The following is a 23800-nucleotide window of genomic DNA, read 5'->3' as shown; positions in this document are numbered from 1 at the left end:
GTTCAGTCGCAATGAACGCCCAGACCCCCATCCGCTCCGACACGTTCCTCGCCACCGAAGCTTCCGTGGCGGCGGCGCCCCGCTCGCGCCTGCGCCGCGCCCGGCCCTTCCTGGCCCTGGGCGCCCTCGCGGCCGCCGTCGCGGGCGGCGGCTGGTGGTGGCAGGTGGGACGCTTCGACGTGAGCAGCGACAACGCCTACCTGGCCGGCGACATCGCCCCGCTCGGGTCGCGGATCGAGGGCGACGTGGCCGAACTCCTGGTCGCGGACAACCAGGCGGTGTCGGCCGGGCAGCCATTGATCCGCCTGGAGGACCAGGACTGGCGCGCCCGCCGCGACGGCACCGCCGCGGCGCTCGCCGAAGCCGAGGCCGCGCTGGCGGCGCTGGACGCGCAGGCGGCGCAGCAACGCGCCGCGATCGCCGCCGCGGAAGCCGCCCTCGGGCAGGCCGAGGCCGAGCGGGTGCGCGCCGTCGCCGGCTCCACCCGCTCCGCCACCCTGGCGGAGAAGGGCTACGGCAGCCGCGAAAGGGCCGAGAACGGCGTGGCCGACCGCGGCAAGGCCGAAGCCGCGCTCGCCGCGGCCGAGGCCAACCTGAGCGCCGCCCGCGCGTCCCTGCCGGTCCTGGAGGCTCAAGGCCAAGCCGCCCTCGCGCGCCGCGACGGCGCTTCCGCCGCCCTGGCGCTCGCGGAGAACCAGCTCTCCTACACCGTGGTCCGCGCGCCCTTCGACGGCGTGGTCGGCAACCGCTCGGCCCAGGTCGGCCAGCACGTGCGGCCCGGGCAGACGCTCATCGCCGTGGCGCCGCCGCCGGCGCGGCAGTGGGTGGTGGCCAACTTCAAGGAAACCCAGCTCGCCCGCATGCGCCCCGGCCAGCCGGCGCGGGTGGTGCTCGACGTCTCGGGCGAGGAGCTGACCGGGCGGGTGGAAACGCTCTCGCCCGCCACCGGCTCCCTGTTCAGCCTGCTGCCGCCGGAGAACGCCACCGGCAACTTCACCCGCATCGTCCAGCGCGTGCCGGTGCGGATCGCGCTGGACCGGCCGGAGAAGGTGCCGGCGCTCCGCCCCGGCCTGTCGGCGGTCGCCACGGTGGACACGCGCGACGACCCGACGGCGCCGCGCGGCCCCATCGGCGCCGCCGCTGCGGCGATCGGCCTGGCGCGGTGAGCGCGGCGGCCTCGGCGATCCCCGCGGACGCGGCGCCGCCGGGCGCCACGAACCCCGGCGCCGCCGGCCTCATGGCCATCGGCGGCCGGCGCCTCGCCGGCTTCATGGCGATGGTGGTCGGCATGTTCATGGCGATCCTGGACATCCAGATCGTCTCGGCCAGCATCGCCGACATCCAGGCGGGCCTCGCCGCCAGCCCGGACGAGGCGAGCTGGGTCCAGACCAGCTACCTGATCGCCGAAGTCGTCGCGATCCCGCTCTCGGGCTTCCTGTCGCGGATGCTGTCCACGCGGGTGCTGTTCACCATCTCCGCGCTCGGCTTCACCGCCTTCTCGCTCGCCTGCGCCTTCGCCACCTCCTTGCCCCTGATGATCCTGTTCCGGGCGCTGCAAGGCTTCCTCGGCGGAGCGATGATCCCGACCGTCTTCGCCACCGCGTTCCTGCTCTTCCCCGGCGCCGCGCGGGCCAAGGCGGCGGTGCTGATCGGCCTCACCGCGACCCTGGCGCCGACCGTCGGCCCCACGGTGGGCGGCCTGATCACCGACGCGCTCTCCTGGCACTGGCTGTTCCTGGTGAACGTGCCGGTGGGGTTGGCCATCGCGGCGGTGGTCTGGAACACCCTCGACATCGACCGCGGCGACCCCTCGCTCGCCCGCCGCTTCGACTGGTGGGGCCTCGGCTTCATGGCCCTCTTCCTCGGCAGCCTGGAATACGTGCTGGAGGAGGGGCCGCGCTGGCAGTGGCTGGAGGACGGCACCGTAGCCCTGTTCGCCGCGGTCTGCGCCGCCGCCGGCATCGGCTTCTTTTGGCGCGCCTTCACCGCGCCGCAGCCGATCGTGGAGCTGCGCGCCTACGCCGACCGCAACTTCGCCATCGGCAGCCTCTTCGGCTTCATCCTCGGCATCGGCCTCTACGGCTCGGTTTACTTGGTTCCCCTCTTCCTCGGCCGGGTTCGCGGCTACGACAGCTTGCAGATCGGCGAGACGATGTTCGTCACCGGCCTTGGCATGTTCCTCGCCGCGCCCGTGGTCGGGCGGCTGTCGCGGTCGGTGGACCTGCGGATGCTGCTCGCCTTCGGCATGGCCTCCACCGGCGCCGCCCTGTGGCTGACGGCGAACCTCACCAACCAATCCGCCTTCGCCGAACTGTGGTTCCCGCTGGCGCTGCGCGGCTTCGGCATGATGTTCGTCATGGTGCCGGTGACGAACGTCGCGCTCGGCACCCTGGCGCCGGCGGTGCTGAAGAACGCCTCCGGCCTCTACAGCCTGATGCGCAACCTCGGCGGCGCCTTCGGCCTCGCGCTGATCAACACCGTGGTGACGGACCGCGGCGCCGCCCACCGCCTGCATCTGTCCGAATCCGTCGCCTCCAACCGCCCGGAAGCCCCGGCCGCCCTGCGGCGGATGGCGGACGTCCTGGCGGCGCGCCTCGGCGAGAACGCCGACCTCGCGGCGCTGGCGCGCGTGCGCGCAACCGTGCAGCGGGAAGCCCTGGTGCTGGCCTACAACGACGTGCTGCTGGTGATGGCGGCGCTGTTCCTGCTGGCGACGCCGCTGGTGCTCCTGCTGGCCAAGCCGCGAGCCGAGGGCGACGGAGGGCATTGAAAGCCCGCCGCGCCGCGGCCACCGTCCACGGGACGGCACGGAGGCGGCGGCGATGGCGGAAGGACCGGACGGCGAAGGCCCGAACGCGGCGCAGATCGCCTATTGGAACAGCCAGTCCTGCGCCGGCTGGCTCACGGAACATGAGCGGCTGGACGCGCTGTTCGCGCCGCTGACGGAGGCCGCGCTCGCCGCCGCGGCGCCCTACCCCGGCGAGCGGGCGGCGGACGTGGGCTGCGGCGCAGGCGCCACGGTGTTGGCGCTCGCGCGCGCCGTCGGGCCGGGCGGGGGCGTTCTCGGTCTCGACGTGTCGGAACGGCTGGTGGCGCGGGCGCGCGAGCGGATCGCCGAAGCGGGGCTGGACGCGACGGCGCGCGTCGAACTGGCGGACGCCGCGCTGCGCCCCTTCGCGGCGGAGGCGGACCTGCTGTTCTCGCGCTTCGGCGTGATGTTCTTCGCCGACCCGGTGGCGGCCTTCGCCAACCTGCGCCGGGCGCTGCGGCCGGAGGGGCGCATGGCGTTCGTGGCGTGGCGGCCGCTGGCGGAGAACCCGTGGTTCCGCCTGCCCGTGGAAGCGGCGCGCGAACACCTGCCGCCCTCGACGGACCCGCCGCCGGAGCCGTGCGCGCCGGGGCCCTTCGCCTTCGACGACCTGGAGCGGGTGCGCGGCATCCTCGCCGCGGCGGGCTGGCGCGGGGTGGAGATCGCGCCGCACGACCCGATGATGCGGCTGGCGCCGGCGGCTGGCGCGGTGGCGGCGGCGCGGGACGCGGCGGCGGTGGGGCCGCTCGCGCGGGCGCTTGCCGGCGCGGGGGAGGAGGAGCGGCGGCGGGCGGTGGACGCCGTGGCCGAGGCGCTGCGGGCGCATGACGGGCCGGGCGGCGTGGTGCTGCCCGGCGCGGTGTGGCTCGTCTCGGCGCGGCCCTGATCAGCCCTTGCGGGGCAGGAGTTGCTCCACCAGCGTCGCCCAGTAGCTGGCGCCGACGGGCAGGACTTCGTCGTTGAAGTCGTAGCGCGGGTGGTGGACCTGGGGGTCGTCCGGCCCGCGGCCGGCGCCGAGCAGGATGTAGCTGCCGGCCTTCGCCTCCAGCATGAAGGAGAAGTCCTCGCCGCCCATGGTGGGGCGGGGCATGTGGTGCACGCGCTCCTTGCCCACCACGGCGCCGGCGGCGTCGAGTGTGAGGCGGGTGCTCTCCGGCTCGTTCACGGTGGCGGGGTAGAGGCGTTCGAACTTGGCCGTGGCTTCGGCGCCGAAGGCGGCGGCGACGCCGGTGGCGATGGCGCGGAGCTTGTTCTCCAGGATGTCGCCGACCTCGGGCGCGAACCAGCGCGCGGTGCCGAGCATCCGCACGGTCTCCGGGATGACGTTGAAGGTGTCGCCGCCCTGGATGCTGCCGATGGTGATGACGCCGGACTCCGCCGGCTCGACGTTGCGCGCCACGATGCTCTGGAGCGCGGTGACGATGTGGGAGGCTATCACCACGGGGTCGTTGCCCTGGTGCGGCATGGCGCCGTGCGCGCCCTTGCCCTTGATCGTGATCTCGATGTTGGCGACGGCGGCCATGATCGGCCCCTCGCGCCAGATGAATTGGCCCTGCGGGACGCCGGGCCAGTTGTGCAGGCCGAAGACGCGCTCCACCGGGAAGCGGTCGAACAGCCCTTCCTCCACCATCACCCGGCCGCCGCCGCCGTTCTCCTCGGCGGGCTGGAAGATGAGGTGGACGGTGCCGCTGAAGTTGCGCGTTTCGGACAAATACTTCGCGGCGCCGAGCAGCATCGCCGTGTGGCCGTCGTGGCCGCAGGCGTGCATCCGGCCCGGGTTCTTCGAGGCGTGGGGGAGGCCGGTCTCCTCGTGGATGGGGAGGGCGTCGATGTCGGCGCGCAGGCCGATGGCGCGGCCCTCGCCGCCGGCGCCCGCGCCCTTGATGGTGGCGACCACGCCGGTCTTGGCCATGCCGGTCTCCACCGCGTCGCAGCCGAATTCGCGGAGCTTCTGCGCGATGACGCCCGAGGTGCGGACCTCCTGGAAGCCTATCTCCGGGTGCTGGTGCAGGTCGCGCCGCCACGCCGTCATCTCGGGGTGGAACTCGGCGATGCGGTTGATGATCGGCATGGGAGCCTTCTCCGTGTCGCCGCCAGCTATGGTGCGCCGGGCGCCCGTGGCAAGGCCGGCGCCGGTGTCACCGGCCTTCCGGGCGGAGGAAGGCCAGGTCGGCGCCCTGCGGGGCCTGTAGGACTTGTTCCCGCATGAGCTTGTCCCAGCCGCGGCGCGGCACGGGCGGCGGCGCCCACTTGGCGCGGCGGCGGGCCAGTTCGTCGTCGTCCACCAGCAGGTCCAAGCGGCGGTCGCGGACGGAGAGGCGGACGCGGTCGCCCGTTTCCGCCAACCCCAGCGGGCCGCCGGCCGCGGCTTCGGGCGCGATGTGCAGGACGATGGTGCCGAAGGCGGTGCCGGACATGCGGCAGTCGCTCATGCGGACCATGTCCTTGACGCCGGCGCGGGCGAGCTTCCTGGGGATGGGAAGATAGCCCGCCTCCGGCATCCCGGCGGGGGTGAGGGGGCCGGCGTTCTTCAGGACCAGGATGTCCTGCGGCGTCACGTCCAGGGCGTCGTCGTCGATGCGGTTCGCCAGGTCCTCCAGCCCGTCGAAGACGACGCAGCGCGCTTCCGTCTCGAACAGCGCGGGCGTGGCGGCGCTGCGCTTCAGGATGGCGCCGTCGGGCGCGAGCGTGCCGAACAGCGCCACCAAGCCGCCGACCGGGCTGACCGGCTCGGCGCGCGGCCGGATGACCGCGCGGTCGGCGAAGGCGGGGCCTTCGTCCAGGCGTTCGCGCAAGGTCCGGCCGTCGAGGTCGGGGCAGTCGAGGTGCAGCAGGTCGCGCAACTCGCGCAACAGGGCGCGGAGGCCGCCGGCGGCGTGGAAGTCCTCCATGTAACCGTCGCCGGTCGGCTTCAGGTCCACGAGCACCGGGGTCTCTTCGGACAAATGGTCGAGGCGGTGGAGGTCCAGGGGAACGCCGGCGCGGCCGGCGATGGCGGCGAGGTGGACCAAGGCGTTCGTCGAGCCGCCGAGGGCGAGGAGCACGCGGAGGGCGTTCTCCACGCTCTCCGGCGTGACCAAGGCCGAAGGCTTCACCGGCTTCCGGATGAGGCGCACGGCCTGGGCGCCGGCCTCCTCGGCGAAGCGCAGGCGGTCGGCGTGGACCGCCGGCGCGGAGGCGGCCATCAGCGGCATGAAGCCGAGCGTCGCGGCGAGGCAGGCCATGGTGGAGGCGGTGCCCATCACGCCGCAGGTGCCGGCGGTGGTGGCGAGGTTGCCTTCCACCTCGGCGATGCGCCCCGCGTCCACGTCGCCGGCGCGGAAGCGGGCCCAGTAGCGGCGGCAGTCGGTGCAGGCGGAGAGGCGCTCGCCCTCGAAGCGCTGGGCGAGCATGGGGCCGACCACCAGAAGCGCGGAGGGCACGTCGGCGCTGACGGCGGCCATGAGTTGGGCGGGCACGGTCTTGTCGCAGCCGCCGACCAGCACCGCGGCGTCCATGGGCTGGGCGGAGAGCATCGCCTCCGTGTCGAGCGCCATGAGGTTGCGGTAGTGCATGGAGGTGGGCGTCAGGAACGGCTCGCACAGGCTGACCGTGGGGAAGGCCATGGGCAGGCCGCCGGCGGCGAGCACGCCGCGCTTCACCGCCGCGACCAGCTCCGGCGCGGTGCGGTGGCAATTGTTGAAGTCGGAGCCGGTGTCGGCGATGCCGACCACGGGGCGGTCCAGCATCGCTTGCGAGTAGCCCATCGACTTGGCGAAGGAGCGGCGAAGATAGAGGGAGAAGGCGCGGTCGCCGTAGTTGGCGACGTTGCGGCCCAGGCCGTGCGGGGCGGCGGCTGCGTCGTCGGTCATGCGCGGCAGGAGGCGCCGGCGCGGCTCGGGTGTCCAGGGGAGGGGGCGCTCGCCTCGCCGCCTTACCATTTCACAATCTCACCGGCCGTCGCGGGCGCGGGTGTCGCCTTCGGACAAATCGACGGGGCGGCGCGTGCGGCCCGGATCGGCCGTGCGGGCAGGCGCCGGCGCACGCCGTGCGATTCCGTCGCCGTCGGGGCGTTCGGCGGTCGTGTTCGGACAAAAGCGGCGGCGCGGTGCGTTCGCGCCGGCGCGGGGGCGCGCTTGTGCGTGCCGAATGTGTAAGTATTCACTTGATCGCGAGAAACCATTGCGGGAAAGATTGTACACATTCTTCCGCAATGGTTTTGGGGTCGCCCGGCGCTGCCGCGGCGGCCGGGGTACGGTCTCGTGCATCTCTCCCCTCTTCGGCGCTTCACCGCGCATTTCGCGCTCCACCAAGCTGCGACGGCGCTCGCGGGCGCCTTCATCGGGGCGTACCTGCTGCGGAGCGGGCTGACCTTGCCGGCGGCGCTGCTGGTCTACGCCGGGCTGTACGCGGCGCGGGTCGGGGTGCGGGCGGCGGTGCTGCCGCTGGTGCGGCGCGTCGGCTACCGCGGGGCGATGGCGCTGGGTGCCGGCTTGGGCGTGCTGCAATTCCCACCCCTGCTGCTGGCGGAGAACCCGGCTTGGCTGGTGGTCTGGGTGGCCACCGTGTCTTTCGCGGAGGCGACCTACTGGCCGGTGTTCCACGCCGCCGCGGCCACGCTGGGCGAAGAGGGCCAGCGCGGGCGCGAGATCGCGGAGCGCCAAGTGGTGGGGCTGGGGGTGTCCGTGCTCTGCCCGCTGCTCGGCGGTTGGCTGCTCGGCGCTTACGGGCCGGCGGTGGACTTCGGCGTGGCGGCCTGCTTCGCGGCGCTTTCCGTGGTGCCGTTGACGATGCTCGGGCCGATCCAGGCGGGGCCGGTGCCGACCGCGCGGGAGTCCGTGCGCAGCGCCGACCCGATAGGCACGCTGGCCTTCGCCGCCGACGGCTGGATCTGCGCCGGCCTCGGGATCGCTTGGCCGATGGTGCTGTTTTCCGCGATGGGCGAGCGGTACGAGGCGCTGGGGATGACGGCGGCGCTCGGCGCGGTGGTGGGCGCGGCGAGCGGCCTGCTGTCCGGGCGCTGCATCGACCGCGGCGGGCGTCGGCGGCTGGTGCCCTGGGTGGCTTCGGCCTTGGCGGCGGGGATCGCGCTGCGGGCGGCCGAGGGCTGGGTGCCGGTGGGGCCGGGCGTGCTGCACGCGACGGGGGCGGCGATCGGCGCGCTGTGGGGGCCTGTGCTTATGAGCGTGCTCTACGACCGGGCGCGGCGCTCCGGCTCGGCGTACCGCTACCAGTTGGCGGCGGAGACCGGGTGGGACGTTGGGGCCTGCCTCGGCTGCGTGGCGGCGGCTTCGGTGGCCTGGGGCACGGGGGTGCCGTCCCTGGCGCTGCTGCCGGCGGTGTTCGGCGTGGCGGCGGTGGCCGCCTGCGTGTGGGCGGCCGGGGAGGAGCGGGAGCGTGTTGGCGCGGGGGTGCGGCCTTCGGGCGGACTGGGCCTCGGTGGCGGGGCTGCTGCGCCGGCTGGGTGAGGGGAGGCGGCTTTCAGGCATGCCAAGACTGTATTCCTAGTTAGGCTTGCAGATCCAACGTCCTCTTTTGGTGCGCTGTTCCTTTCAGAGTTGCTTGTCAGAGTTGCTTGCGGCGTCCGGGCCCGTCCACGGCGAGCACCATCGGCAGATCATGATTCGTAACGCATGAGTTGTCTTCCCTAACCGGCCGGTTAGGGCGTGGAAGGCGGCACGGCGGGGGTGGGGGCCGATTCGGCTTGACCACGGCGCAATGTTTCCATAATACTAGAAATATGGAGAAGACGGACGCCATCGCTGCACTCGCGGCCCTCGCCCAGGAGTCGCGCCTCGACGTGTTCCGCCTGTTGGTGCAGGCCGGGGCCGAAGGGATGCCGGCGGGGCGGATCGGGGAGCGGCTCGGGCTGCCTTCGGCGACGCTCTCCTTCCACCTGAACCAGCTCCGGCAGGCGGGGCTCGTCACGTTCCGGCGCGAAGGGCGGTCGCTGATCTACGCGGCGGCTTACGACGCCATGAACGACCTCCTCGCCTTCCTGACCGAGAACTGCTGCCGGGGCGAGGCCGCGGGCTGCGGCGTCATCGGCGTCGCCGGCGGCGCTTGCGAGGCCTCCACCACCGTCACCGTCGAGCAAGGGAGCGTCCGGCGATGAAGCGCTTGCATGTCCACGTGTCCGTGGAAGACGTGGCCGAGTCCGTCAGGTTCTACAGCGCGCTGTTCGCGGCGGCGCCGACCGTCGCCAAGCCCGACTACGCGAAGTGGATGCTCGACGACCCGCGGGTGAACTTCGCCGTGTCCGCGCGTGGAGGCGCGGCGGGCGTGCAGCACCTCGGCATCCAGGCGGAGGACGAGGCGGAGCTGGCGGAGGTGTTCGGCCGGCTCGCCGCCGCGGGGCGTCCGGTGCTGGAGGAGGCGGGCGCGACGTGCTGCTACGCGCGCTCGGAGAAGCAGTGGGTGTCGGACCCGCAGGGCGTGCCGTGGGAAACGTTCCTCACCCACGGCGAGAGCACGGTGTACGGCGACGGCGGCGCGCTCGAACGGCTCGCGGCCGTGGGCGGGGGCGACGGCGGCGCCGCCGCGTCGTCCTGCTGCGGCCCGAAAGCGGACCCGGCTGCGTCGGCGCGCCGCGCTCCGGAGGCGGAGCCCGCGGCGGCGTCGGCGGCGTGCTGCGGCCGGGGGAAGGCGTCGGCATGAGCGGCGGGCGGCCTTACAACGTGCTTTTCCTTTGCACCGGCAATTCGGCGCGCAGCATCATCGCGGAAGCGCTGCTGGACGACCTCGGGGCGGCCGGTTCAAGGGGCACAGCGCGGGCTCCTTCCCGACGGGGCGGGTGCATCCGCTGGCGGCGGCGCTGCTCGAAGAGCAAGGGCTGTTCAAGGACGGCCTCCGCTCGAAGCCCTGGGACGAATTCGCGCGGCCGGGCGCGCCGGTCATGGACTTCGTGTTCACCGTCTGCGACCAAGCGGCCGGGGAGGCCTGCCCGGTGTGGCCCGGCCAGCCCGTTTCCGCCCATTGGGGCATCCCCGATCCGGCTGCCGCCTGTGGGAGCGAGGCGGAGCGGATGCTGGCCTTCCGCGACGCCTGCCGCGTCCTCGACCGGCGCTTGCGCATCTTCGTGTCGCTGCGCATCGCGTCGCTGGACCGCATGGCGCTGACGCGGCGGGTGGAGGCGATCGGTCGTTTGCGGGACGACGGCGCCGGCGCGGGGGAGCGCGCGTCGTGACGGCGCCGCCCCCCGTCACCATCTACCACAACCCGGATTGCGGCACCTCGCGCAACGTGCTCGGGCTGATCCGCAACAGCGGCGAAGAGCCGCGCGTGGTGGAGTACCTGAAGGCGCCGCCGAGCCGGAGCGAGCTGGTGGACCTGATCGGGCGCATGGGCGTCCCGGTGCGCGCGCTGCTGCGGCGGAAGGGCACGCCCTACGACGAACTCGGGTTGGACGACCCGGCGCTGACGGACGACCGGCTGCTCGACGCGATGATGGCGCACCCGGTGCTCATCGAGCGGCCGATCGTCGTGACGCCGCTCGGCGTGAAGCTGTGCCGGCCTTCCGAGGCGGTGCTCGACATCCTGCCGGCGCCGCAGCGCCGGGCTTTCAGCAAGGAGGACGGCGCGCCGGTCGTGGACGCGGGCGGCGCGCGGGTGCCGGTGCCGTTCCCGCCCGGCCGCGCCACGCCGTGACGGCGGGGCACCGCTTGCCGCAGCGGCTCGTGGCCGAAGGGATCGGCACCGGCCTGCTGCTGGCGGCGGTGGTCGGTTCCGGGATCATGGCGGAGCGGCTCGCGGGCGGGAACGCGGGCGTGGCGCTGCTGGCCAACACGCTGGCGACGGCGGGGTCGCTGGTCGCCTTGATCCTGACCTTCGGCCCGGTGTCGGGCGCGCACCTCAACCCGGCGGTGACGGTGGCGCTCGCGTGGCGCGGGGCGCTGCCCTGGCGGTCGGCGCCGGGCTACGTGGCGGCGCAACTCGCCGGGGCGGTGCTGGGCGTGTGGCTGGCGCACGCCATGTTCGAGCTGCCGATCCTGCAAGCCTCGGCGCGCGTCCGCACGGGGGCCGGGCAGTGGGCGGGCGAGTTCACGGCGACCTTCGCGCTGCTTTCGGTGGTGTGGGGCTGCGCGCGGCACCACCCGCAGGCTACGCCCTACGCGGTGGCGTGCGTGATCGCCGGGGCGTACTGGTTCACCTCCTCCACCTCCTTCGCCAACCCGGCGGTGACGGCGGCGCGGGCGCTCAGCGACACCTTCGCCGGCATCCGGCCGGCGGACGCGCCGGCCTTCGTGGCGGCGCAGGCGCTCGGGGCGGCGGCCGCAACGGCGCTCTTCGCCTGGTTCGCGGCGGCGGAGGAGCGGCCGGCGGCGGCCGCTGCGTCGCCGTCCTTGGCCCCGCCGGAAGCGCGGCGCGCCGGGGTGTGAAGGCCGGCCGGCTTCAGTCGAGCGAGGGCGCGGGCGGGATGTGCGGGTCGGTGTGGGCGTCCCACAGGATGATCATCATGCCGAGCACCATGAACAGGAAGGCGGCGACCGTGCCTTGGCCGATGAGGACCGCCAGGGCGCCGAGGGCCGCCACCACGGCCAGGTAGACGACGGCGTTGCCGTAAAAGGCGTCGAAGACCTTGCCCATGGGACGTTCTCCTTCTTCCAGGGCGAGGGTGGCCGCGGGCAGCGGCCTTGTCCACGGGCCGCCCCAGGGCCGTCGGCCGCTGCGCCCGCCGCCGGGGGGTGCTACCCCGGCCGCATGGTCCAACCCCGTCCGCCCTCGCCCGGAGTCGCCACCGTCGCGGTCCGCCGGCTCGGCGCCGCCGACGCCGCGGCGTACCGGGACTTGCGTTTGGAAGGCCTCGCCGGCGCCCCCGAGGCCTTCGGGGCGGCGTGGGAAGAGGAAGCGGCCCGGCCGCTCGCTTGGTTCGCTGAGCGGCTGGAGCGCAACGCCGTGTTCGGCGGCTGGGCGGGCGGCGACGCGGCGACGATGGGCGGGGTCGCGGGGCTGCTGGTGCCGGAAGCGGCCAAGCTGCGCCACAAGGGGGTGCTGTGGGGCTTGTACGTCCGGCCGCGGGCGCGCGGGACGGGGCTGGGCGAGGCGCTCGTGGCGCGGGTGCTGGAGCACGCGCGGGGCGTGGTGGAGGAGGTGCGGCTTTCCGTCGTGGCGTCCAACGCGGCTGCGGTGCGGCTGTACGAAGCGGCGGGGTTCGAGCGGTACGGGCTGGAGCGCCGTGCGCTGAAGGTGGCGGGGCGCCGCCACGACGAGGCGCTGATGGCGGTGCGGTTCGGCGGATCGTCGCCGGGCGGGGGCTGAGGGCGACGAAGCGCCAGCCGGTCGGCAGCAAGCCCGCCACCGTGTTCGACCCGGCCGGACCCCCGGCGGGCCTCGCCCGCGGCGTCGGCGCGGCGGCATCGACGGCCGCCTCCTTGTTCGATCGTGGGGCCGGTCGGTCTGCCTCGGCGTGGCGGCGGCCTCGCTCCACCACCGGCCGTTCCCGCGGCGCGCCGGGACGCTCACTCCGGCACCATGCCGGCCTTGCGCATCAGGTCGCGGTGCAGCGGCAGTTCGCGCTCGATGCGCGCCAGCAGCGGCGCCTTGCCGCCGGGCGCGCGGGCGATGCCCTGGGCCGCCATCAGTTCCCGCGTGCGCGGGTCCTTGAAGGTCTCGATGGAGGCTTCGGCGAGGCGGGCTAGGATCGGCTCCGGCGTGCCGGGCGGCGCCTGGAGCGAGTACCAGCCGGTGTAGACGAAGTCGGGGAAGCCGGCCTCGGCGAAGGTCGGCACGTCGGGCAGCACGGCGGGGCGGGCGGCGGTGGGCACCGCGAGCCCGCGCAGGCGCCCGGCTTCCAGGTGCGGCTTGCAGGCGGCGAGCAGGGCGAACATGCAATCGGTGCGGCCGGCGATGGTGTCCGTCAGCGCGGGCGGGGCGCCGTTGTAGGGGACGTGCAGCATCTCGACGCCGGCGCGGCCGCAGAGGTCCACCATCGGCAGGTGCGCCGTGGTGCCCACGCCCCAGCTCGCGTAGGACAGCGCGCCGGGCCGTTGCTTGGCGGCGGCCAGCAGCTCGCCGAGGCTGGACCAGCGCGGCGGCGCCACCAGCAGCGACAGCGTTTCGCAGAGCATGGTGACGTGGGCGAAGTCCGCGATCGGGTCGTAGCCCGGGGCGCGGAAGGCGAGCGGCGTCAGGGTGAAGGTGGCGATGGTGCCGAGGAGCAGCGTCAGCCCGTCCGGCTTCGCGCGGGCGACGTGGCGGGCGGCGAGGCCGGTGGAGGCGCCGGGGCGGTGCTCCATGACGAAGGTGCCGCCGAGCCGTTCTTGCAGGCCCGTGGTGAGCAGGCGCCCCACCACGTCGGAGGCGCCGCCCGGGGCGTAGGGGACGATGACCGACACCGTTTGGCCGGCGGGCCAAGCGCCGCCCTGGGCGCGGGCGACGCGGGGCGTCGCCAGCGGCGCGATGGACGCTGCGGCGGCGAGAAAGTCCCGGCGGCGCGGGCCCGGGGCGGCGTGCGGCATGGTTCGTTTCCTCCTCGCAGCAGGGTGGCAGGCGGGCGGGCGCGGGGGCAAGCGGCGGGTGGAATCTTGGTGGTATGTGAATACCACATGCCCAGAAGCCGCTTGACGCTTGGCGACGGAGGCCCTTACTGCACGCCTTCGGCGGCGGTTCCCGCGCCCGCGGAGCCGCCGCGGCCCTCTGGAACAAGACTCGGAACGATGCTGCAAAGGCAGACCCGCTCGCTGAAGCCGGCGGAGGTGAAGAAGGATTGGGTGGTGGTGGACGCGGACGGGCTGGTGCTCGGCCGGCTCGCCTCCATCATCGCCAACCGCCTCCGCGGCAAGCACAAGCCGCAATTCACGCCGCACGTCGATTGCGGCGACCACGTCGTGGTGGTGAACGCCGAGAAGGTGCGCGTCACCGGCAACAAGGCCGAGCAGTCGGTCTTCCACTGGCACACCGGCTACCCCGGCGGCATCAAGGGCCGCACGCTCCGCCAGCGGATCGAGGGCAAGCACCCGGGCAGCGTGGTGGAGAAGGCGGTGGAGCGGATGATCACCCGCGGCCCGCTCGGCCGGCGGCAGATGAAGAACTTGCACGTCTACGCCGGGCCGGAGCACCCGCACGCCGGGACGCAGCCGAGCGTGCTCGACGTCGCCTCCATGAACCGCAAGAACAAGGTCGCTTGAGATGAGCGAGCAGCAGCAAGAAGGCCAAGGGGCATCCACTGGCACGCTCGCCGACCTGCGCAACCTGGTGCAGGGCACGCCGATGGCCCCCGGCGCCGGCCCGGACGCGGCGCCGTTGCGCGAGCCGAAGCGCGACGAGTTCGGCCGCTCCTACGCCACCGGCCGCCGAAAGGACGCGGTGGCGCGGGTGTGGGTGAAGCCGGGCAAGGGCGCCGTGGAGATCAACGGCAAGCCGATGTCGCGGTACTTCGCGCGGCCGGTGCTGCGGATGCTGATCGCCCAGCCCTTCCTGGTGGCCGACCGCTACCAGCAGTTCGACGTGTTCGCGACCGTCGCGGGCGGCGGGCTTTCGGGCCAGGCGGGCGCGCTGCGCCACGGCATCAGCCGCGCGCTGACCTACTACGAGCCGGAGTTGCGGCCGATCCTGAAGAAGGCCGGCTTCCTGACGCGCGACCCGCGCGTGGTGGAGCGCAAGAAGTACGGCCGCGCCAAGGCCCGACGCTCGTTCCAGTTCAGCAAGCGCTGATCCGCGCCGGCGCTCGCCTTCATACGGTCACACGGGAGGGGCGGATCCGCAGGGGTCCGCCCCTCTTGCTTTTTCGGCCGCGCTGCGCGGCAATCCGGTCAAAGGAAGGAGCCGGGACCATGGCCACCAACGACAACGGCGTGCCTTCGGTGTTCATCGACGGCGAGGCGGGCACCACCGGCCTCCAGATCCGCGAGCGACTGGAGCGCTCGGCGGGCGCGGTGGCCCTGCGCTCCATCGCGCCGGAGCGGCGCAAGGACCCGGACGCCAAGCGCGAGCTGATGGCCGGGGTGGACGTGGTGGTGCTGTGCCTGCCGGACGCGGCGGCCAAGGAGAGCGCGGCGGTGGCGGCCTCGCTCGGCGACCGGGCGCCGCGGCTGCTCGACGCCAGCACCGCGCACCGCGTGCATCCCGATTGGGCCTACGGGCTGCCGGAGCTGTCGGCGGAGCAGCCGGGGCGCGTCGCGGCGGCGCCGCGGGTGAGCGTGCCGGGCTGCTACCCGACCGGGCCGATCCTGTTCCTGCGGCCGCTGGTGGAGGCGGGCGTCCTGCCGGCGGACCACCCGGTCACGGTGAACGCCGTGTCGGGCTACACCGGCGGCGGCAAGGCGATGATCGAGGCCCACGAGAAGGGCGCGGCCAACGACTTCGAGCTGTACGGCCTGGGCTTCGAGCACAAGCACGTGCCGGAGCTGCAGCACCATTCCGGGCTGGCGCGGCGGCCGATCTTCATCCCCTCGGTGGCGCGCTACCCGCAGGGGATGCTGTGCTCCATCCCGCTGCACCTGGACGCGTTGCCGGGCGGGCGCGTGTCGCCGCGCGACGTCGAGGCCGTGCTGCGCGAACGCTACGCGGGGCAGGAGTTCGTGCGGGTCGTTCCCGCCGATCCGGCCGACCGGCTGGAGCCGCAGGCGTTGAACGGCACGAACCTGCTGGAGCTGCGCGTCTACGGCAACGAGCGGCTGCGGCAGGCGCTGCTGGTGGCGCGCTACGACAACCTGGGCAAGGGCGCGTCCGGCGCGGCGGTGCAGTGCCTGGGGCTGATGCTCGGCCTCAAGTTGGAAACGCGGCTGGCCACGGCGGGGGCGTCCGGGGCGTCCCACAACGGCGCGGCGAACCACGGCTTCGGCGAAACGCCGCCGGCGGCCGCGGAGTAGCGGGGAGGAGGCGCGCGATGGACCACAACCTGCCGACGCTGCCGGCCGGGCCGCTCTACCCCTTCGAGGGCAAGCGGCCGGTCGTCCACCCCACCGCCTTCGTGGCGCCCACCGCCGCGGTGATCGGCGACGTGGAGATCGGGGAGGGGGCCAACGTCTGGTACCACTGCGTGCTGCGCGGCGACACCAACGTGATCCGCGTCGGCCCGCGCTCCAACATCCAGGACGGCACCATCGTCCACGTCAACGCCGGGCGGCAGCGCACGGTGATCGGCGCCGACGTGACGGTGGGGCACGCCGCCATCGTCCACGCCTGCACGCTGATGGACCGCGCCTTCGTCGGCATGGGCGCGACCGTGCTGGACGACGCGGTGATCGAGGAGGGCGGCGTGCTGGGCGCGGGCAGCGTGCTGCCGCCGGGCAAGCGCATCGGTCGGCTGGAGCTGTGGATCGGCAACCCGGCGAAGCTGGTGCGGGTGCTGACGGAGGAGCAGCGGGCGGGGCAGTTCGACCGCACCGCGCCGCATTACGTCGAACTGGCCGGGCGGCACCGGGCGTCGCTGGCCGGGCGCTGACGGGGGCGGCGGAGCGTCAGCCCCGCCGTTCCAGGAAGTCCAGGACCGTGCGGTTGAAGGCCGCAGGGTCCTCGTCGCTCATCATGTGCGCAGTGCCGGGGACGGCCACGCGCTCCGCTCCGGCGATCCAGCGCTCCATCGCGTCGAGTATCGGCGGGAACAGCAGCGGCGTGTCGGCGCCGCCCACCAGCAAGGTCGGCGCGCGGATCGCCTCCATGTCCGCGCGGGTGTAAGGGGCGCGCCGCTCGTCGATCTGGGCCAGCAGCGTGCGGGCGTTGTCGCGCTGCATCCGCGTGACGCGCTCGGTGGACCGCTCCCAAGCGCCGGGGCCGAGCACCGCTTCCACGAACAGCGCCAGGCCGGCGTCGGTGTCGCCGGCGCGGATCAGCTCGGCCGCCCCGGCGGTGGCCTCGGCCAGGGTCATTCTGGGTTGCCGGGCGGGGGCGGCGTCCTGCGCCGTCGCTTGGAGCGTCGCGTCGAGGCTCCCGCCCGGTTCCGCGAGGACCAGCGCCCGGACCCGGCCGGGGAAGCGCTGGGCGACCCTGAACGCGATGTGGCCGCCGCGCGAGTGGCCGAGCAGGTGGACCGGCCCGGCGCCGAGGCCTTCGATGAAGGCCGCCACGTCCTCGACGTGCTGCGCGATGGTGAAGTCGCCGCCCGTGCCGTTCCAGGACGTGGGCCAGTAGTGCCGCAGGCTGGGGGCGACCACGCGGTGGCGCTCGCCGAGCGGCTCCATCTGCGGCGCCCACCAGCGCTGGTCCAGGAGGGTGCCGTGGAGGAGGAGCAGCGGGGGTCCGGCGCCGTGCTCGGCGTAGGCCATGTCGTGGCCGTTGACGTGCAGGACGCGCATCGCCTCCTCCTCCTTGTGCGTCCGCTCAAACCGTGCCGGCCCGTCCGACGGCCGCGCTCCGGGGCATGACCGACGGGCGCCGTTGCGCGGCGCGGAAACGCGGCCTTCAGGCGGGCCTCGGGCGCTCCCGCCGCGCCGCCGGCCGCAGCAGCGACCAGAGCCAGCCGAGCAGCGGCCACGCGGCCAGCGCGATCCCGGCGGCCATGATCGTGCCGCCCAGCCAGGACGAGAAGAACACGCCGAGATCGCCCTGGGAGACGAGGAGCGACTGGCGGAACGCCTCTTCCGTGCGGTCGCCCAGCACCAGCGCCAGCACCAACGGCGCCAGCGGGTAATCGAGCTTCTTCAGCACGTAGCCGATCACGCCGAAGACCAGCATCAGCACGATGTCGAACTCGGCGTTGGAGACGGTGAAGGCGCCGATGGCGCAGACCACCAGGATGATGGCGGCGATGATGGCGAAGGGCACGCGCAGGATGGCGGCGAACCAGGGCACCGCCACCAGCACCACCAGGAGCCCGGCGACGTTGCCGAGGTACATGGAGGCGATCAGGCCCCAGACGAATTCCTTCTGCTCCACGAAGAGCATCGGCCCCGGTTGGAGGCCCCACATGATGAGGCCGCCGAGCAGCACGGCGGCGGTGGGGGAGCCGGGCACGCCGAGCGCCAGCATGGGCAGCAGGGCGCTGGTGCCCGCCGCGTGCGCCGCGGTTTCCGGCGCCACCACGCCCTCGATCCGGCCGGTCCCGAACTCCTTGCCGTGGGGGGACATGCGGCGGGCGACGCCGTAGCTCATGAAGGAGGCCGGGGTGGCGCCGGCAGGCGTTATGCCCATCCAGCAGCCGATGGCGGACGAGCGCAGCGCGATGGCCCAGTGGCGCGGCAGCTCCGCCCAGGTGCGGAGCACCACCTTGAGGTCGATCTTCGCCTTCTGGCCCTTGAAGCTGAGGCCGTCCTCGATGGAGGACAGGATCTCGGAGATGCCGAACAGGCCGATCACCGCGACCAGGAAGTCGAAGCCGCGGATCATCTCGTGCGAGCCGAAGGTCATGCGTAGCTGGCCCGTCACCGTGTCCATGCCGACGGCGGCCAGCAGGAAGCCGAGCATCATGGCGGCCAGCGTCTTCAGCGGCGAGCCGCGGCCGAGGCCGATGAAGCAGGCGAAGGAGAGGAACATCACCGCGAAGAATTCGGGCGGGCCGAATTTGAGCGCGAACCCCGCGACCAGCGGCGCCAGGAAGGTCAGCAGCACCACGGCGACGAGGGCGCCGAAGAAGGAGGCGGTGAAGGCGGCCGTCAGCGCCTCGCCGGCGCGGCCCTGCTGCGCCATCGGGTAGCCGTCGAAGGTGGTGGCCACCGACCAGGGCTCGCCGGGGATGTTGAACAGGATGGAGGTGATGGCGCCGCCGAACAGCGCTCCCCAGTAGATGCAGGAGAGCATGATGATGGCCGAGACCGGCGGCATGGCGAAGGTGAGCGGCAGCAGGATGGCGATGCCGTTGGCGCCGCCCAACCCCGGCAGCACCCCGATCAGGACGCCGAGCGTGACGCCCAGCAGCATGAGCAGCAGGTTGTCGGGTTGCAGGGCCACCGCGAAGCCCTGCATCAACAGGCCGATCTCTTCCAACGCGCGCGCTCCCGCTCAGTAGCCGAGCCAGGTCTCGACCGGCCCTTTCGGGAGCGCGACGAGGAACCAGGTTTCGAAGACGACGAAGGCGACGAGGGCCGTCGCCAGGCCGGACGCCGCCGCGACCCACCAGCGGAAGCCCCCGAGCCGGATCATGAACCACGCGACCAGCACGGCGGAGGCGACGTAAAGGCCGATGAACGGGATGGCGGCGACGTAGATCGCGGTCGGCAACAGCACGGACAGCACGAGGCGGAGCTGCGGCCAGGTGACGAAGAGGCCCTCGCCCGCGGCGGCGCCGCGCGCGGCGCGCACGGCCAGGGCGAGGTTGCCGAGGCTCGCCGCGAGCAGGACGGCGCCGATCCAGAACGGGAAATAGCCCGACTGCGGCCCTTCCGCGCCCCAGCCGGCGCCGATGCGGTTGCTGTCCCATATCGCCGCCGCGCCGACGCCGGCGAGCAGCAGGGAGGTGACGGCCTCGACGGCGACGGTGCGGACGCCGCGCTCGGGGCCGCCGGCGGCGGCTTCTGTTCCCGTGGTGGACATGCTGCGGCGCCGCTTACTGCGCCTGGGCCAGGAAGCCGGCCTCCTGCATCAGCTCCTTGTGGCGCGCTTCCTCGCGCGCCAGCCACTCGCGGAAGGCTTCGCCGGTGAGGGCGGTGGTGTTGAAGGCGCCCTGCTGCATCAGCTCCGCCCATTCCGGCGTTTCGCGCACCTTGTCGAGCAGGCTGGTGAAGAAGGCGACCTGCTGCGGCTGGACGCCGGGCGCCATGAAGATGCCGCGGAGCATCAGGTACTCCACGTCCAGGCCCTGCTCCTTGCAGGTGGGGATGTCGGACCAACTCGCGTCGGAGGTCATCTTCTCGGTGCCGGCCAGCCGCTTGCCGTCGAAGACGCAGAGCGGGCGGAGGGTGCCGGAACGCCAGTGGGTGACGGCCTCGATCGGGTTGTTCACCGTGGCGTCGATGTGCCCGCCGACGAGCTGCACCGCGACCTCGCCGCCGCCGCGGAAGGGGACGTAGGTGAACTGCGCGCCGGTGGCCTTGGTCAACGCCGCGGTGATGATCTGGTCTTCCTGCTTGGAGCCGGTGCCGCCCACCTTCAGGCGCCCGGCCTTCGCCGCTTCCACGAACTCCCCCACCGACTTCCAGGGCGAGTTGGCGTTGACCCAGAGCACGAACTCGTCGAGCGCCAGCATCTTCACCGGCGTCAGCTCGCGCCAGTTGAAGGGGACGCCGGTGGCGAGCGGCGTGGTGAAGAGGTTGGACAGGGTGATGACCAGCATGTGCGGGTTGGCGCGCGCGCCCTTGGCTTCGAGGAAGCCCTCGGCACCGGCGCCGCCGGCCTTGTTCACCACCACCAGCGGCTGCTTCATCAGCGAGTGCTTGGACACGATGCCCTGGATGACGCGCGCCATCTGGTCGGCGCCGCCGCCGGTGCCGGCCGGGACGATGAACTGCACCGGGCGGTTCGGCTCCCATCCCCGCTGGGCGCGGGCCGCCGCCGGCGCGGCGAGCAGGGCCGGGAGGCTGAGCATGGTCGCGCGGCGGGAGATGCTGCGGTGTGTCATTCGTTGTCCCGACGAGGTTCGGCTGGCGCGCTCTCACGGCCTTTCGACCCCGGCGCGGCGCGACAAAGGGCGGCGGAAATCCATGTAAAGCAACGGAAAGCGTGTAAATTCACAAACACAGCGGCGAGAGTTACGCTCCGGACCGTACCGTCGGCCGAACTGGCGGAAGGATCGGCAACATTTTCGCCCCGGCACGGTCTGGGGTGCCGGCTCGGTCCCACCCTCCGGTCTTGGCGGTCGCACGGGGAAGCGTGTAATCGCGGTGGATTTGTCGAATCTTTTCACCCGGCCTTGGTCGGAGGGAAGGCCCGGTGCGGGCTTTCCCGGATCGGGGGCGCCGAACATACTCGACGGACCGGTCGCCGCGGCCTCGGGGAGCCCCGGCATTTTGGAGAAGCGCATGAGTGAGATTCGGACCGTCGCGGACCTGGCGGCGGCGGGAGATGCGGGCCGGCCCGCGATCCGCGCGCCGGAAGGGCGCGCGCCGCTGACCTACGGAGGGCTGCGGGCGCTGATCGAGCGCACGGTGGCGGCGCTCAACCGGGTCGGCGTCGGCCGCGACGACCGCGTGGCGATCGTGCTGCCGAACGGGCCGGAGATGGCGGCGGCCTTCGTGTCCATCGCCTCGGGCGCCACCACGGCGCCGCTGAACCCGGCCTACAAGGCGGAGGAGTTCGAGTTCTACCTCTCCGACCTGAAGGCGAAGGCGCTCGTCGCGCAGCGCGGCGTGGAGACGCCGGCGCGGGCGGTGGCGGAGAAGCTCGGCGTGCCGGTGCTGGAGCTGGTGCCGGACGCGGAGGGCGGCGCGGGCGCCTTCTCCTTGGAGGGCGGCGCCGAGGGCGCGGCGGCGCGGCCTGGCATGGCGGAGACGGACGACGTGGCGCTGGTGCTGCACACCTCCGGCACCACGGCGCGGCCGAAGATCGTGCCGCTGACGCACGGCAACGTCACCGCTTCGGCGCAAAGCATCGCCCGCACGTTGGAGCTGTCGCCCAACGACGCCTGCCTCAACGTGATGCCGCTGTTCCACATCCACGGGCTGATCGCGGCGACGCTGGCCTCCTTGGCCGGCGGCGGGGCGGTGGTCTGCACGCCGGGCTTCAACGCGCTGCGCTTCTTCGGCTGGCTCGATATGGAGAAGCCCACCTGGTACACGGCGGTGCCGACCATGCACCAGGCGATCCTGGCGCGGGCCGAGCGGAACCGGGCGATCATCGAGCGGACGCCGCTGCGCTTCCTCCGCTCCTCCTCCGCTTCGCTGCCGGCGCAGGTGATGCGAGACCTCGAAACCGCGTTCAACGCGCCGGTGATCGAGAGCTACGGCATGACGGAGGCGAGCCACCAGATGGCCTCGAACCCGCTGCCGCCGCGCCCGCGCAAGCCGGGCATCGTGGGCGTCGCCGCGGGGCCGGAGATCGCCATCATGGACGAGGAGGGGAACGTCCTGCCGCAAGGCGCGATCGGCGAGGTGGTGATCCGCGGCCCCGGCGTGACCAAGGGCTACGAGGCGAACCCGGAGGCCAACGCCAAGGCGTTCATCAACGGTTGGTTCCGCACCGGCGACCAGGGGATGCTGGACGAGGAGGGCTACCTCCAGCTCACCGGGCGCCTCAAGGAGCTGATCAAGCGCGGCGGCGAGCAGGTGAGCCCGCTGGAGGTGGACGGCGTGCTGTCCGAGCACCCGGCGGTGGCGCAGGCGCTGACCTTCTCCATCCCGCACGCGATGCTGGGCGAGGAGGTGGGCGCCGCGGTGGTGCTGCGCGAGGGCATGGACTGCACGGAGCGCGAGCTGCGCGACTTCGCGGCCAAGCACCTCGCGGACTTCAAGGTGCCGCGCAAGGTGGTGTTCCTGCCGGAGATTCCGAAGGGCGCGACGGGCAAGCTGCAACGCATCGGCTTGGCGGAGAAGCTGGGGATTTCGGCGTGAGGCTCTGCGTTTACGGCGCCGGCGCGATCGGCGGGCTGCTCGGCGCGCGGCTGGCGCGGAAGGGCGATGTGGACGTCACCTTCATCGCGCGCGGGCCGCACCTCGCGGCGATGCAGGCGGAAGGCGTCACGCTGGTCAGCGAGGGCGAGCGGTTCACCGTGCGCCCGCGCTGCGTCGCCACCGCGGAGGAGGCGGGGCCGCAGGACTACGTGCTGGTGACGCTGAAGGCGCACTCGCTGCCGGAGGCGGCGCCGCGGATGCAGCCGCTGCTCGGGCCGGAAACGGCCATCGTCTCGGCGGTGAACGGCATCCCGTGGTGGTACTTCTACAAGCTGGCGGGGCCTTACGAGGACCGGCGGGTGGAGAGCGTGGACCCCGGCGGCAGGCTGTGGGAGTCGCTGCACCCGTCGCGCGCCATCGGCTGCATCGTCTACCCGGCGGCGGAGGTGACAGCGCCGGGGGTGATCGAGCACACCTACGGCGACCGCTTCGTCCTCGGCGAGCCGGACGGGAGCCGGAGCGAGCGGGCGGGGGCGCTCTCCGCCGCGCTGGCGGCGGCGGGCTTCAAGGCGCCGATCCGCCCGCGCATCCGCGACGAGATGTGGGTGAAGCTCTGGGGCAACCTGGCCTTCAACCCGCTGTCGGCGCTGACGGGCGCGACGCTCGACGTCATCACCGGCGAGGGCGAACTGCGCGCGGTGTGCCGGGAGATGATGGTGGAGGCGCAGGCGGTCGCGGAGCGCCTGGGCGTGCGCTTCGCCATCGACGTGGACAAGCGCATCGCCGGCGCGGCCGAGGTGGGCGCGCACAAGACCTCCATGCTCCAGGACCTGGAGCGCGGCCGGCCGATGGAGATCGACGCGCTGCTCGGCGTGGTGGTGGAGTTGGCGGAGATGGTGGAGCTGCCGGCGCCCACCTGCCGCACGGTGCTGGCGCTGGTGCGCGGGCGGGCGCGGACGGCGGGGTGCTACCAGGGGCCGGGCTGACCGCGCTCCGGCGCGGAGGGCTTGGCGCGGACCTGTCCCCCGGGTCGGCGGCGGCGGGCGAGGGGCTCGCGGCCTTCGCCGAAGGCCAGGTGATGAGCGGGCGCCGCCGCGACGCGGCCGAGGCGGTGCGCGCCGCGCTGCACCCGCCGAAGCGCCATGTAGCGCCCGACGGGCTGCCGGGCGGCGCCGAGATCCGGGCCTCGGTCGAGGAGGGGCTGCCGCCACGCTTGAACGCAAAGGCGCGGTCGGGAGCGTCGTCCTCCGGGCGGCCGGGATGTTGCGGAACCGGCCGGTGTCGCCCACTTTGGACGACGACCATGCCCAGGAGGACCCTTTCGGCCATGCGCCCCGCCGTTGCCGCCGTTCTCGCCCTCTCGCTGCCCCTGGTCGCGTGCGGCGGGCCGGCGCCGCCCTACGCGAGCCTGCCGCCGGACTCGGTGGCGGGCGTCGGCGATCCGACGCGGGCGGCGATCATATCGACGGCCTATGCTTTCAACACGCCGGCGAGCGTGGCCCGCAGGCCGGCGGACGCGGCGCGGGCCGCGGCCCAGGTGGAGCACTTGGCGACCGAGATCCCTTACGGGCCGCGTTGGGTCGAGTTCAGCCCGTTGGTGGGGCGGGAGTTGGTGGCGGCCCGGGGCGAGTTGCGGGCGGCGCTGGGCGTGGAG

The 23800-nt window shown here is 73.4% G+C and carries 24 protein-coding genes; 16 read left to right on the top strand and 8 right to left on the bottom strand.

Annotated features, from left to right (window positions below; genetic code table 11):
- The first annotated feature begins 11 nt into the window (after positions 1-11).
- The 3 genes from ABD067_RS20060 to ABD067_RS20050 are packed head-to-tail and all read left to right on the top strand — an operon-like array spanning position 12 to position 3695.
- The gene (locus ABD067_RS20060) at positions 12-1166 is read left to right on the top strand and encodes an HlyD family secretion protein (RefSeq protein ID WP_343897163.1); all 1155 of its coding nucleotides are present in this window, start codon (positions 12-14) and stop codon (positions 1164-1166) included.
- Positions 1163-2770, top strand: a complete 1608-nt coding sequence (locus ABD067_RS20055) for a DHA2 family efflux MFS transporter permease subunit (protein ID WP_343897162.1) — start codon at positions 1163-1165, stop codon at positions 2768-2770. The genes ABD067_RS20060 and ABD067_RS20055 overlap by 4 nt, the downstream gene beginning before the upstream one ends.
- A 52-nt stretch (positions 2771-2822) precedes the next feature.
- Complete coding sequence (locus ABD067_RS20050; protein WP_343897161.1) at positions 2823-3695, top strand: class I SAM-dependent methyltransferase; 873 nt, start codon at positions 2823-2825, stop codon at positions 3693-3695.
- On the opposite strand, the gene ABD067_RS20045 is transcribed toward ABD067_RS20050, so the two are convergent.
- Both ABD067_RS20045 and ABD067_RS20040 read right to left on the bottom strand, forming a co-directional pair.
- Entirely contained in the window at positions 3696-4880 is a 1185-nt protein-coding gene (locus ABD067_RS20045; RefSeq protein WP_343897160.1) for a M20 aminoacylase family protein, read from the bottom strand. It lies immediately after the preceding gene.
- Positions 4881-4947: 67 nt separating this feature from the next.
- Entirely contained in the window at positions 4948-6660 is a 1713-nt protein-coding gene (locus ABD067_RS20040) for a dihydroxy-acid dehydratase (protein WP_343897159.1), read from the bottom strand.
- A 390-nt stretch (positions 6661-7050) separates the two neighbouring features.
- On the opposite strand from ABD067_RS20040, the gene ABD067_RS20035 reads away from it, so the two are divergent.
- From ABD067_RS20035 to ABD067_RS20010, 6 genes are all read left to right on the top strand, one after another.
- On the top strand, positions 7051-8256 hold the full coding sequence (locus tag ABD067_RS20035; protein ID WP_343897158.1) for an MFS transporter: 1206 nt from the start codon (positions 7051-7053) through the stop codon (positions 8254-8256).
- 272 nt (positions 8257-8528) lie between these two features.
- Positions 8529-8903 carry an ArsR/SmtB family transcription factor gene (locus tag ABD067_RS20030; protein WP_343897157.1) on the top strand — a complete coding sequence of 125 codons (375 nt, stop codon included), beginning with the start codon at positions 8529-8531 and terminating at the stop codon, positions 8901-8903.
- A complete protein-coding gene (locus ABD067_RS20025) occupies positions 8900-9445 on the top strand; it encodes an ArsI/CadI family heavy metal resistance metalloenzyme (protein WP_343897156.1) in 546 nt (181 codons plus the stop codon). Before ABD067_RS20030 ends, ABD067_RS20025 begins: the two co-directional genes overlap by 4 nt.
- A 136-nt stretch (positions 9446-9581) precedes the next feature.
- A complete protein-coding gene (locus tag ABD067_RS20020; protein ID WP_456305259.1) occupies positions 9582-9974 on the top strand; it encodes an arsenate reductase ArsC in 393 nt (130 codons plus the stop codon).
- Complete coding sequence (gene arsC / locus ABD067_RS20015; protein ID WP_343897155.1) at positions 9971-10435, top strand: arsenate reductase (glutaredoxin); 465 nt, start codon at positions 9971-9973, stop codon at positions 10433-10435. The genes ABD067_RS20020 and arsC overlap by 4 nt, the downstream gene beginning before the upstream one ends.
- 14 nt (positions 10436-10449) lie before the next feature.
- On the top strand, positions 10450-11166 hold the full coding sequence (locus tag ABD067_RS20010) for an MIP/aquaporin family protein (protein ID WP_343897154.1): 717 nt from the start codon (positions 10450-10452) through the stop codon (positions 11164-11166).
- A gap of 13 nt (positions 11167-11179) precedes the next feature.
- Here the strand turns inward: ABD067_RS20010 and ABD067_RS20005 are convergent, their stop codons facing one another.
- The gene (locus ABD067_RS20005) at positions 11180-11374 is read right to left on the bottom strand and encodes a hypothetical protein (protein ID WP_343897153.1); all 195 of its coding nucleotides are present in this window, start codon (positions 11372-11374) and stop codon (positions 11180-11182) included.
- A 114-nt stretch (positions 11375-11488) separates the two neighbouring features.
- Here ABD067_RS20005 and ABD067_RS20000 point away from each other — a divergent pair, with 114 nt between their 5' ends.
- Positions 11489-12046 carry a GNAT family N-acetyltransferase gene (locus tag ABD067_RS20000; protein WP_343897152.1) on the top strand — a complete coding sequence of 186 codons (558 nt, stop codon included), beginning with the start codon at positions 11489-11491 and terminating at the stop codon, positions 12044-12046.
- Positions 12047-12246: 200 nt separating this feature from the next.
- Here ABD067_RS20000 and ABD067_RS19995 read toward each other — a convergent pair whose 3' ends face one another.
- Positions 12247-13245, bottom strand: a complete 999-nt coding sequence (locus tag ABD067_RS19995) for a Bug family tripartite tricarboxylate transporter substrate binding protein (RefSeq protein WP_343897151.1) — start codon at positions 13243-13245, stop codon at positions 12247-12249.
- Between the two features lie 198 nt (positions 13246-13443).
- Here ABD067_RS19995 and rplM point away from each other — a divergent pair, with 198 nt between their 5' ends.
- The 4 genes from rplM (at position 13444) to ABD067_RS19975 (ending at position 16172) form a co-directional block, all read left to right on the top strand.
- Positions 13444-13914, top strand: coding sequence for a 50S ribosomal protein L13 (rplM, locus tag ABD067_RS19990; RefSeq protein ID WP_343897150.1), 471 nt, complete (start codon positions 13444-13446; stop codon positions 13912-13914).
- Between the two features lies 1 nt (position 13915).
- Positions 13916-14440: a 30S ribosomal protein S9 gene (gene rpsI, locus ABD067_RS19985; RefSeq protein ID WP_343897149.1), complete on the top strand. Its 525-nt coding sequence runs from the start codon at positions 13916-13918 to the stop codon at positions 14438-14440.
- A gap of 119 nt (positions 14441-14559) precedes the next feature.
- On the top strand, positions 14560-15597 hold the full coding sequence (gene argC / locus ABD067_RS19980) for an N-acetyl-gamma-glutamyl-phosphate reductase (protein ID WP_343897148.1): 1038 nt from the start codon (positions 14560-14562) through the stop codon (positions 15595-15597).
- Positions 15598-15614: 17 nt separating this feature from the next.
- Positions 15615-16172: a gamma carbonic anhydrase family protein gene (locus ABD067_RS19975; protein WP_343897147.1), complete on the top strand. Its 558-nt coding sequence runs from the start codon at positions 15615-15617 to the stop codon at positions 16170-16172.
- 16 nt (positions 16173-16188) lie between these two features.
- Here the strand turns inward: ABD067_RS19975 and ABD067_RS19970 are convergent, their stop codons facing one another.
- The 4 genes from ABD067_RS19970 to ABD067_RS19955 form a co-directional block, all read right to left on the bottom strand.
- On the bottom strand, positions 16189-17022 hold the full coding sequence (locus ABD067_RS19970; RefSeq protein WP_343897146.1) for an alpha/beta fold hydrolase: 834 nt from the start codon (positions 17020-17022) through the stop codon (positions 16189-16191).
- 106 nt (positions 17023-17128) lie between these two features.
- A complete protein-coding gene (locus ABD067_RS19965) occupies positions 17129-18649 on the bottom strand; it encodes a tripartite tricarboxylate transporter permease (RefSeq protein WP_343897145.1) in 1521 nt (506 codons plus the stop codon).
- A gap of 15 nt (positions 18650-18664) precedes the next feature.
- Complete coding sequence (locus tag ABD067_RS19960) at positions 18665-19195, bottom strand: tripartite tricarboxylate transporter TctB family protein (protein ID WP_343897144.1); 531 nt, start codon at positions 19193-19195, stop codon at positions 18665-18667.
- 13 nt (positions 19196-19208) lie between these two features.
- On the bottom strand, positions 19209-20219 hold the full coding sequence (locus ABD067_RS19955; protein ID WP_343897143.1) for a Bug family tripartite tricarboxylate transporter substrate binding protein: 1011 nt from the start codon (positions 20217-20219) through the stop codon (positions 19209-19211).
- A gap of 400 nt (positions 20220-20619) precedes the next feature.
- On the opposite strand from ABD067_RS19955, the gene ABD067_RS19950 reads away from it, so the two are divergent.
- Together ABD067_RS19950 and ABD067_RS19945 are read left to right on the top strand one after the other, a co-directional pair.
- The gene (locus ABD067_RS19950) at positions 20620-22146 is read left to right on the top strand and encodes an acyl--CoA ligase (RefSeq protein ID WP_343897142.1); all 1527 of its coding nucleotides are present in this window, start codon (positions 20620-20622) and stop codon (positions 22144-22146) included.
- Positions 22143-23132 (top strand): 2-dehydropantoate 2-reductase, encoded by a 990-nt coding sequence (locus tag ABD067_RS19945; protein ID WP_343897141.1) that lies wholly within the window; start codon positions 22143-22145, stop codon positions 23130-23132. The genes ABD067_RS19950 and ABD067_RS19945 overlap by 4 nt, the downstream gene beginning before the upstream one ends.
- Positions 23133-23800 lie beyond the last annotated feature (668 nt).

It is taken from the genome of Craurococcus roseus (genome assembly GCF_039523795.1).
GTDB lineage: Bacteria > Pseudomonadota > Alphaproteobacteria > Acetobacterales > Acetobacteraceae > Craurococcus > Craurococcus roseus.
The sequence above is the reverse complement of the archived record's forward strand: the minus strand, read 5'-3'. Positions and strand labels throughout refer to the sequence as shown.

Bases quoted from the DNA above. Each gene is read 5' to 3' on its own strand.
- ABD067_RS20060 (WP_343897163.1), top strand. From the start codon at position 12: ATGAACGCCCAGACCCCCATCCGCTCCGACACGTTCCTCGCCACCGAA.
- rplM (WP_343897150.1), top strand. From the start codon at position 13,444: ATGCTGCAAAGGCAGACCCGCTCGCTGAAGCCGGCGGAGGTGAAGAAG.
- ABD067_RS20050 (WP_343897161.1), top strand. From the start codon at position 2,823: ATGGCGGAAGGACCGGACGGCGAAGGCCCGAACGCGGCGCAGATCGCC.
- argC (WP_343897148.1), top strand. From the start codon at position 14,560: ATGGCCACCAACGACAACGGCGTGCCTTCGGTGTTCATCGACGGCGAG.
- ABD067_RS19995 (WP_343897151.1), bottom strand. From the start codon at position 13,245: ATGCCGCACGCCGCCCCGGGCCCGCGCCGCCGGGACTTTCTCGCCGCC.
- ABD067_RS19975 (WP_343897147.1), top strand. From the start codon at position 15,615: ATGGACCACAACCTGCCGACGCTGCCGGCCGGGCCGCTCTACCCCTTC.
- ABD067_RS20000 (WP_343897152.1), top strand. From the start codon at position 11,489: ATGGTCCAACCCCGTCCGCCCTCGCCCGGAGTCGCCACCGTCGCGGTC.
- ABD067_RS20025 (WP_343897156.1), top strand. From the start codon at position 8,900: ATGAAGCGCTTGCATGTCCACGTGTCCGTGGAAGACGTGGCCGAGTCC.
- ABD067_RS20040 (WP_343897159.1), bottom strand. From the start codon at position 6,660: ATGACCGACGACGCAGCCGCCGCCCCGCACGGCCTGGGCCGCAACGTC.
- ABD067_RS19970 (WP_343897146.1), bottom strand. From the start codon at position 17,022: ATGCGCGTCCTGCACGTCAACGGCCACGACATGGCCTACGCCGAGCAC.
- rpsI (WP_343897149.1), top strand. From the start codon at position 13,916: ATGAGCGAGCAGCAGCAAGAAGGCCAAGGGGCATCCACTGGCACGCTC.
- ABD067_RS19960 (WP_343897144.1), bottom strand. From the start codon at position 19,195: ATGTCCACCACGGGAACAGAAGCCGCCGCCGGCGGCCCCGAGCGCGGC.
- ABD067_RS19955 (WP_343897143.1), bottom strand. From the start codon at position 20,219: ATGACACACCGCAGCATCTCCCGCCGCGCGACCATGCTCAGCCTCCCG.
- ABD067_RS20045 (WP_343897160.1), bottom strand. From the start codon at position 4,880: ATGCCGATCATCAACCGCATCGCCGAGTTCCACCCCGAGATGACGGCG.
- ABD067_RS20030 (WP_343897157.1), top strand. From the start codon at position 8,529: ATGGAGAAGACGGACGCCATCGCTGCACTCGCGGCCCTCGCCCAGGAG.
- ABD067_RS20005 (WP_343897153.1), bottom strand. From the start codon at position 11,374: ATGGGCAAGGTCTTCGACGCCTTTTACGGCAACGCCGTCGTCTACCTG.
- ABD067_RS19950 (WP_343897142.1), top strand. From the start codon at position 20,620: ATGAGTGAGATTCGGACCGTCGCGGACCTGGCGGCGGCGGGAGATGCG.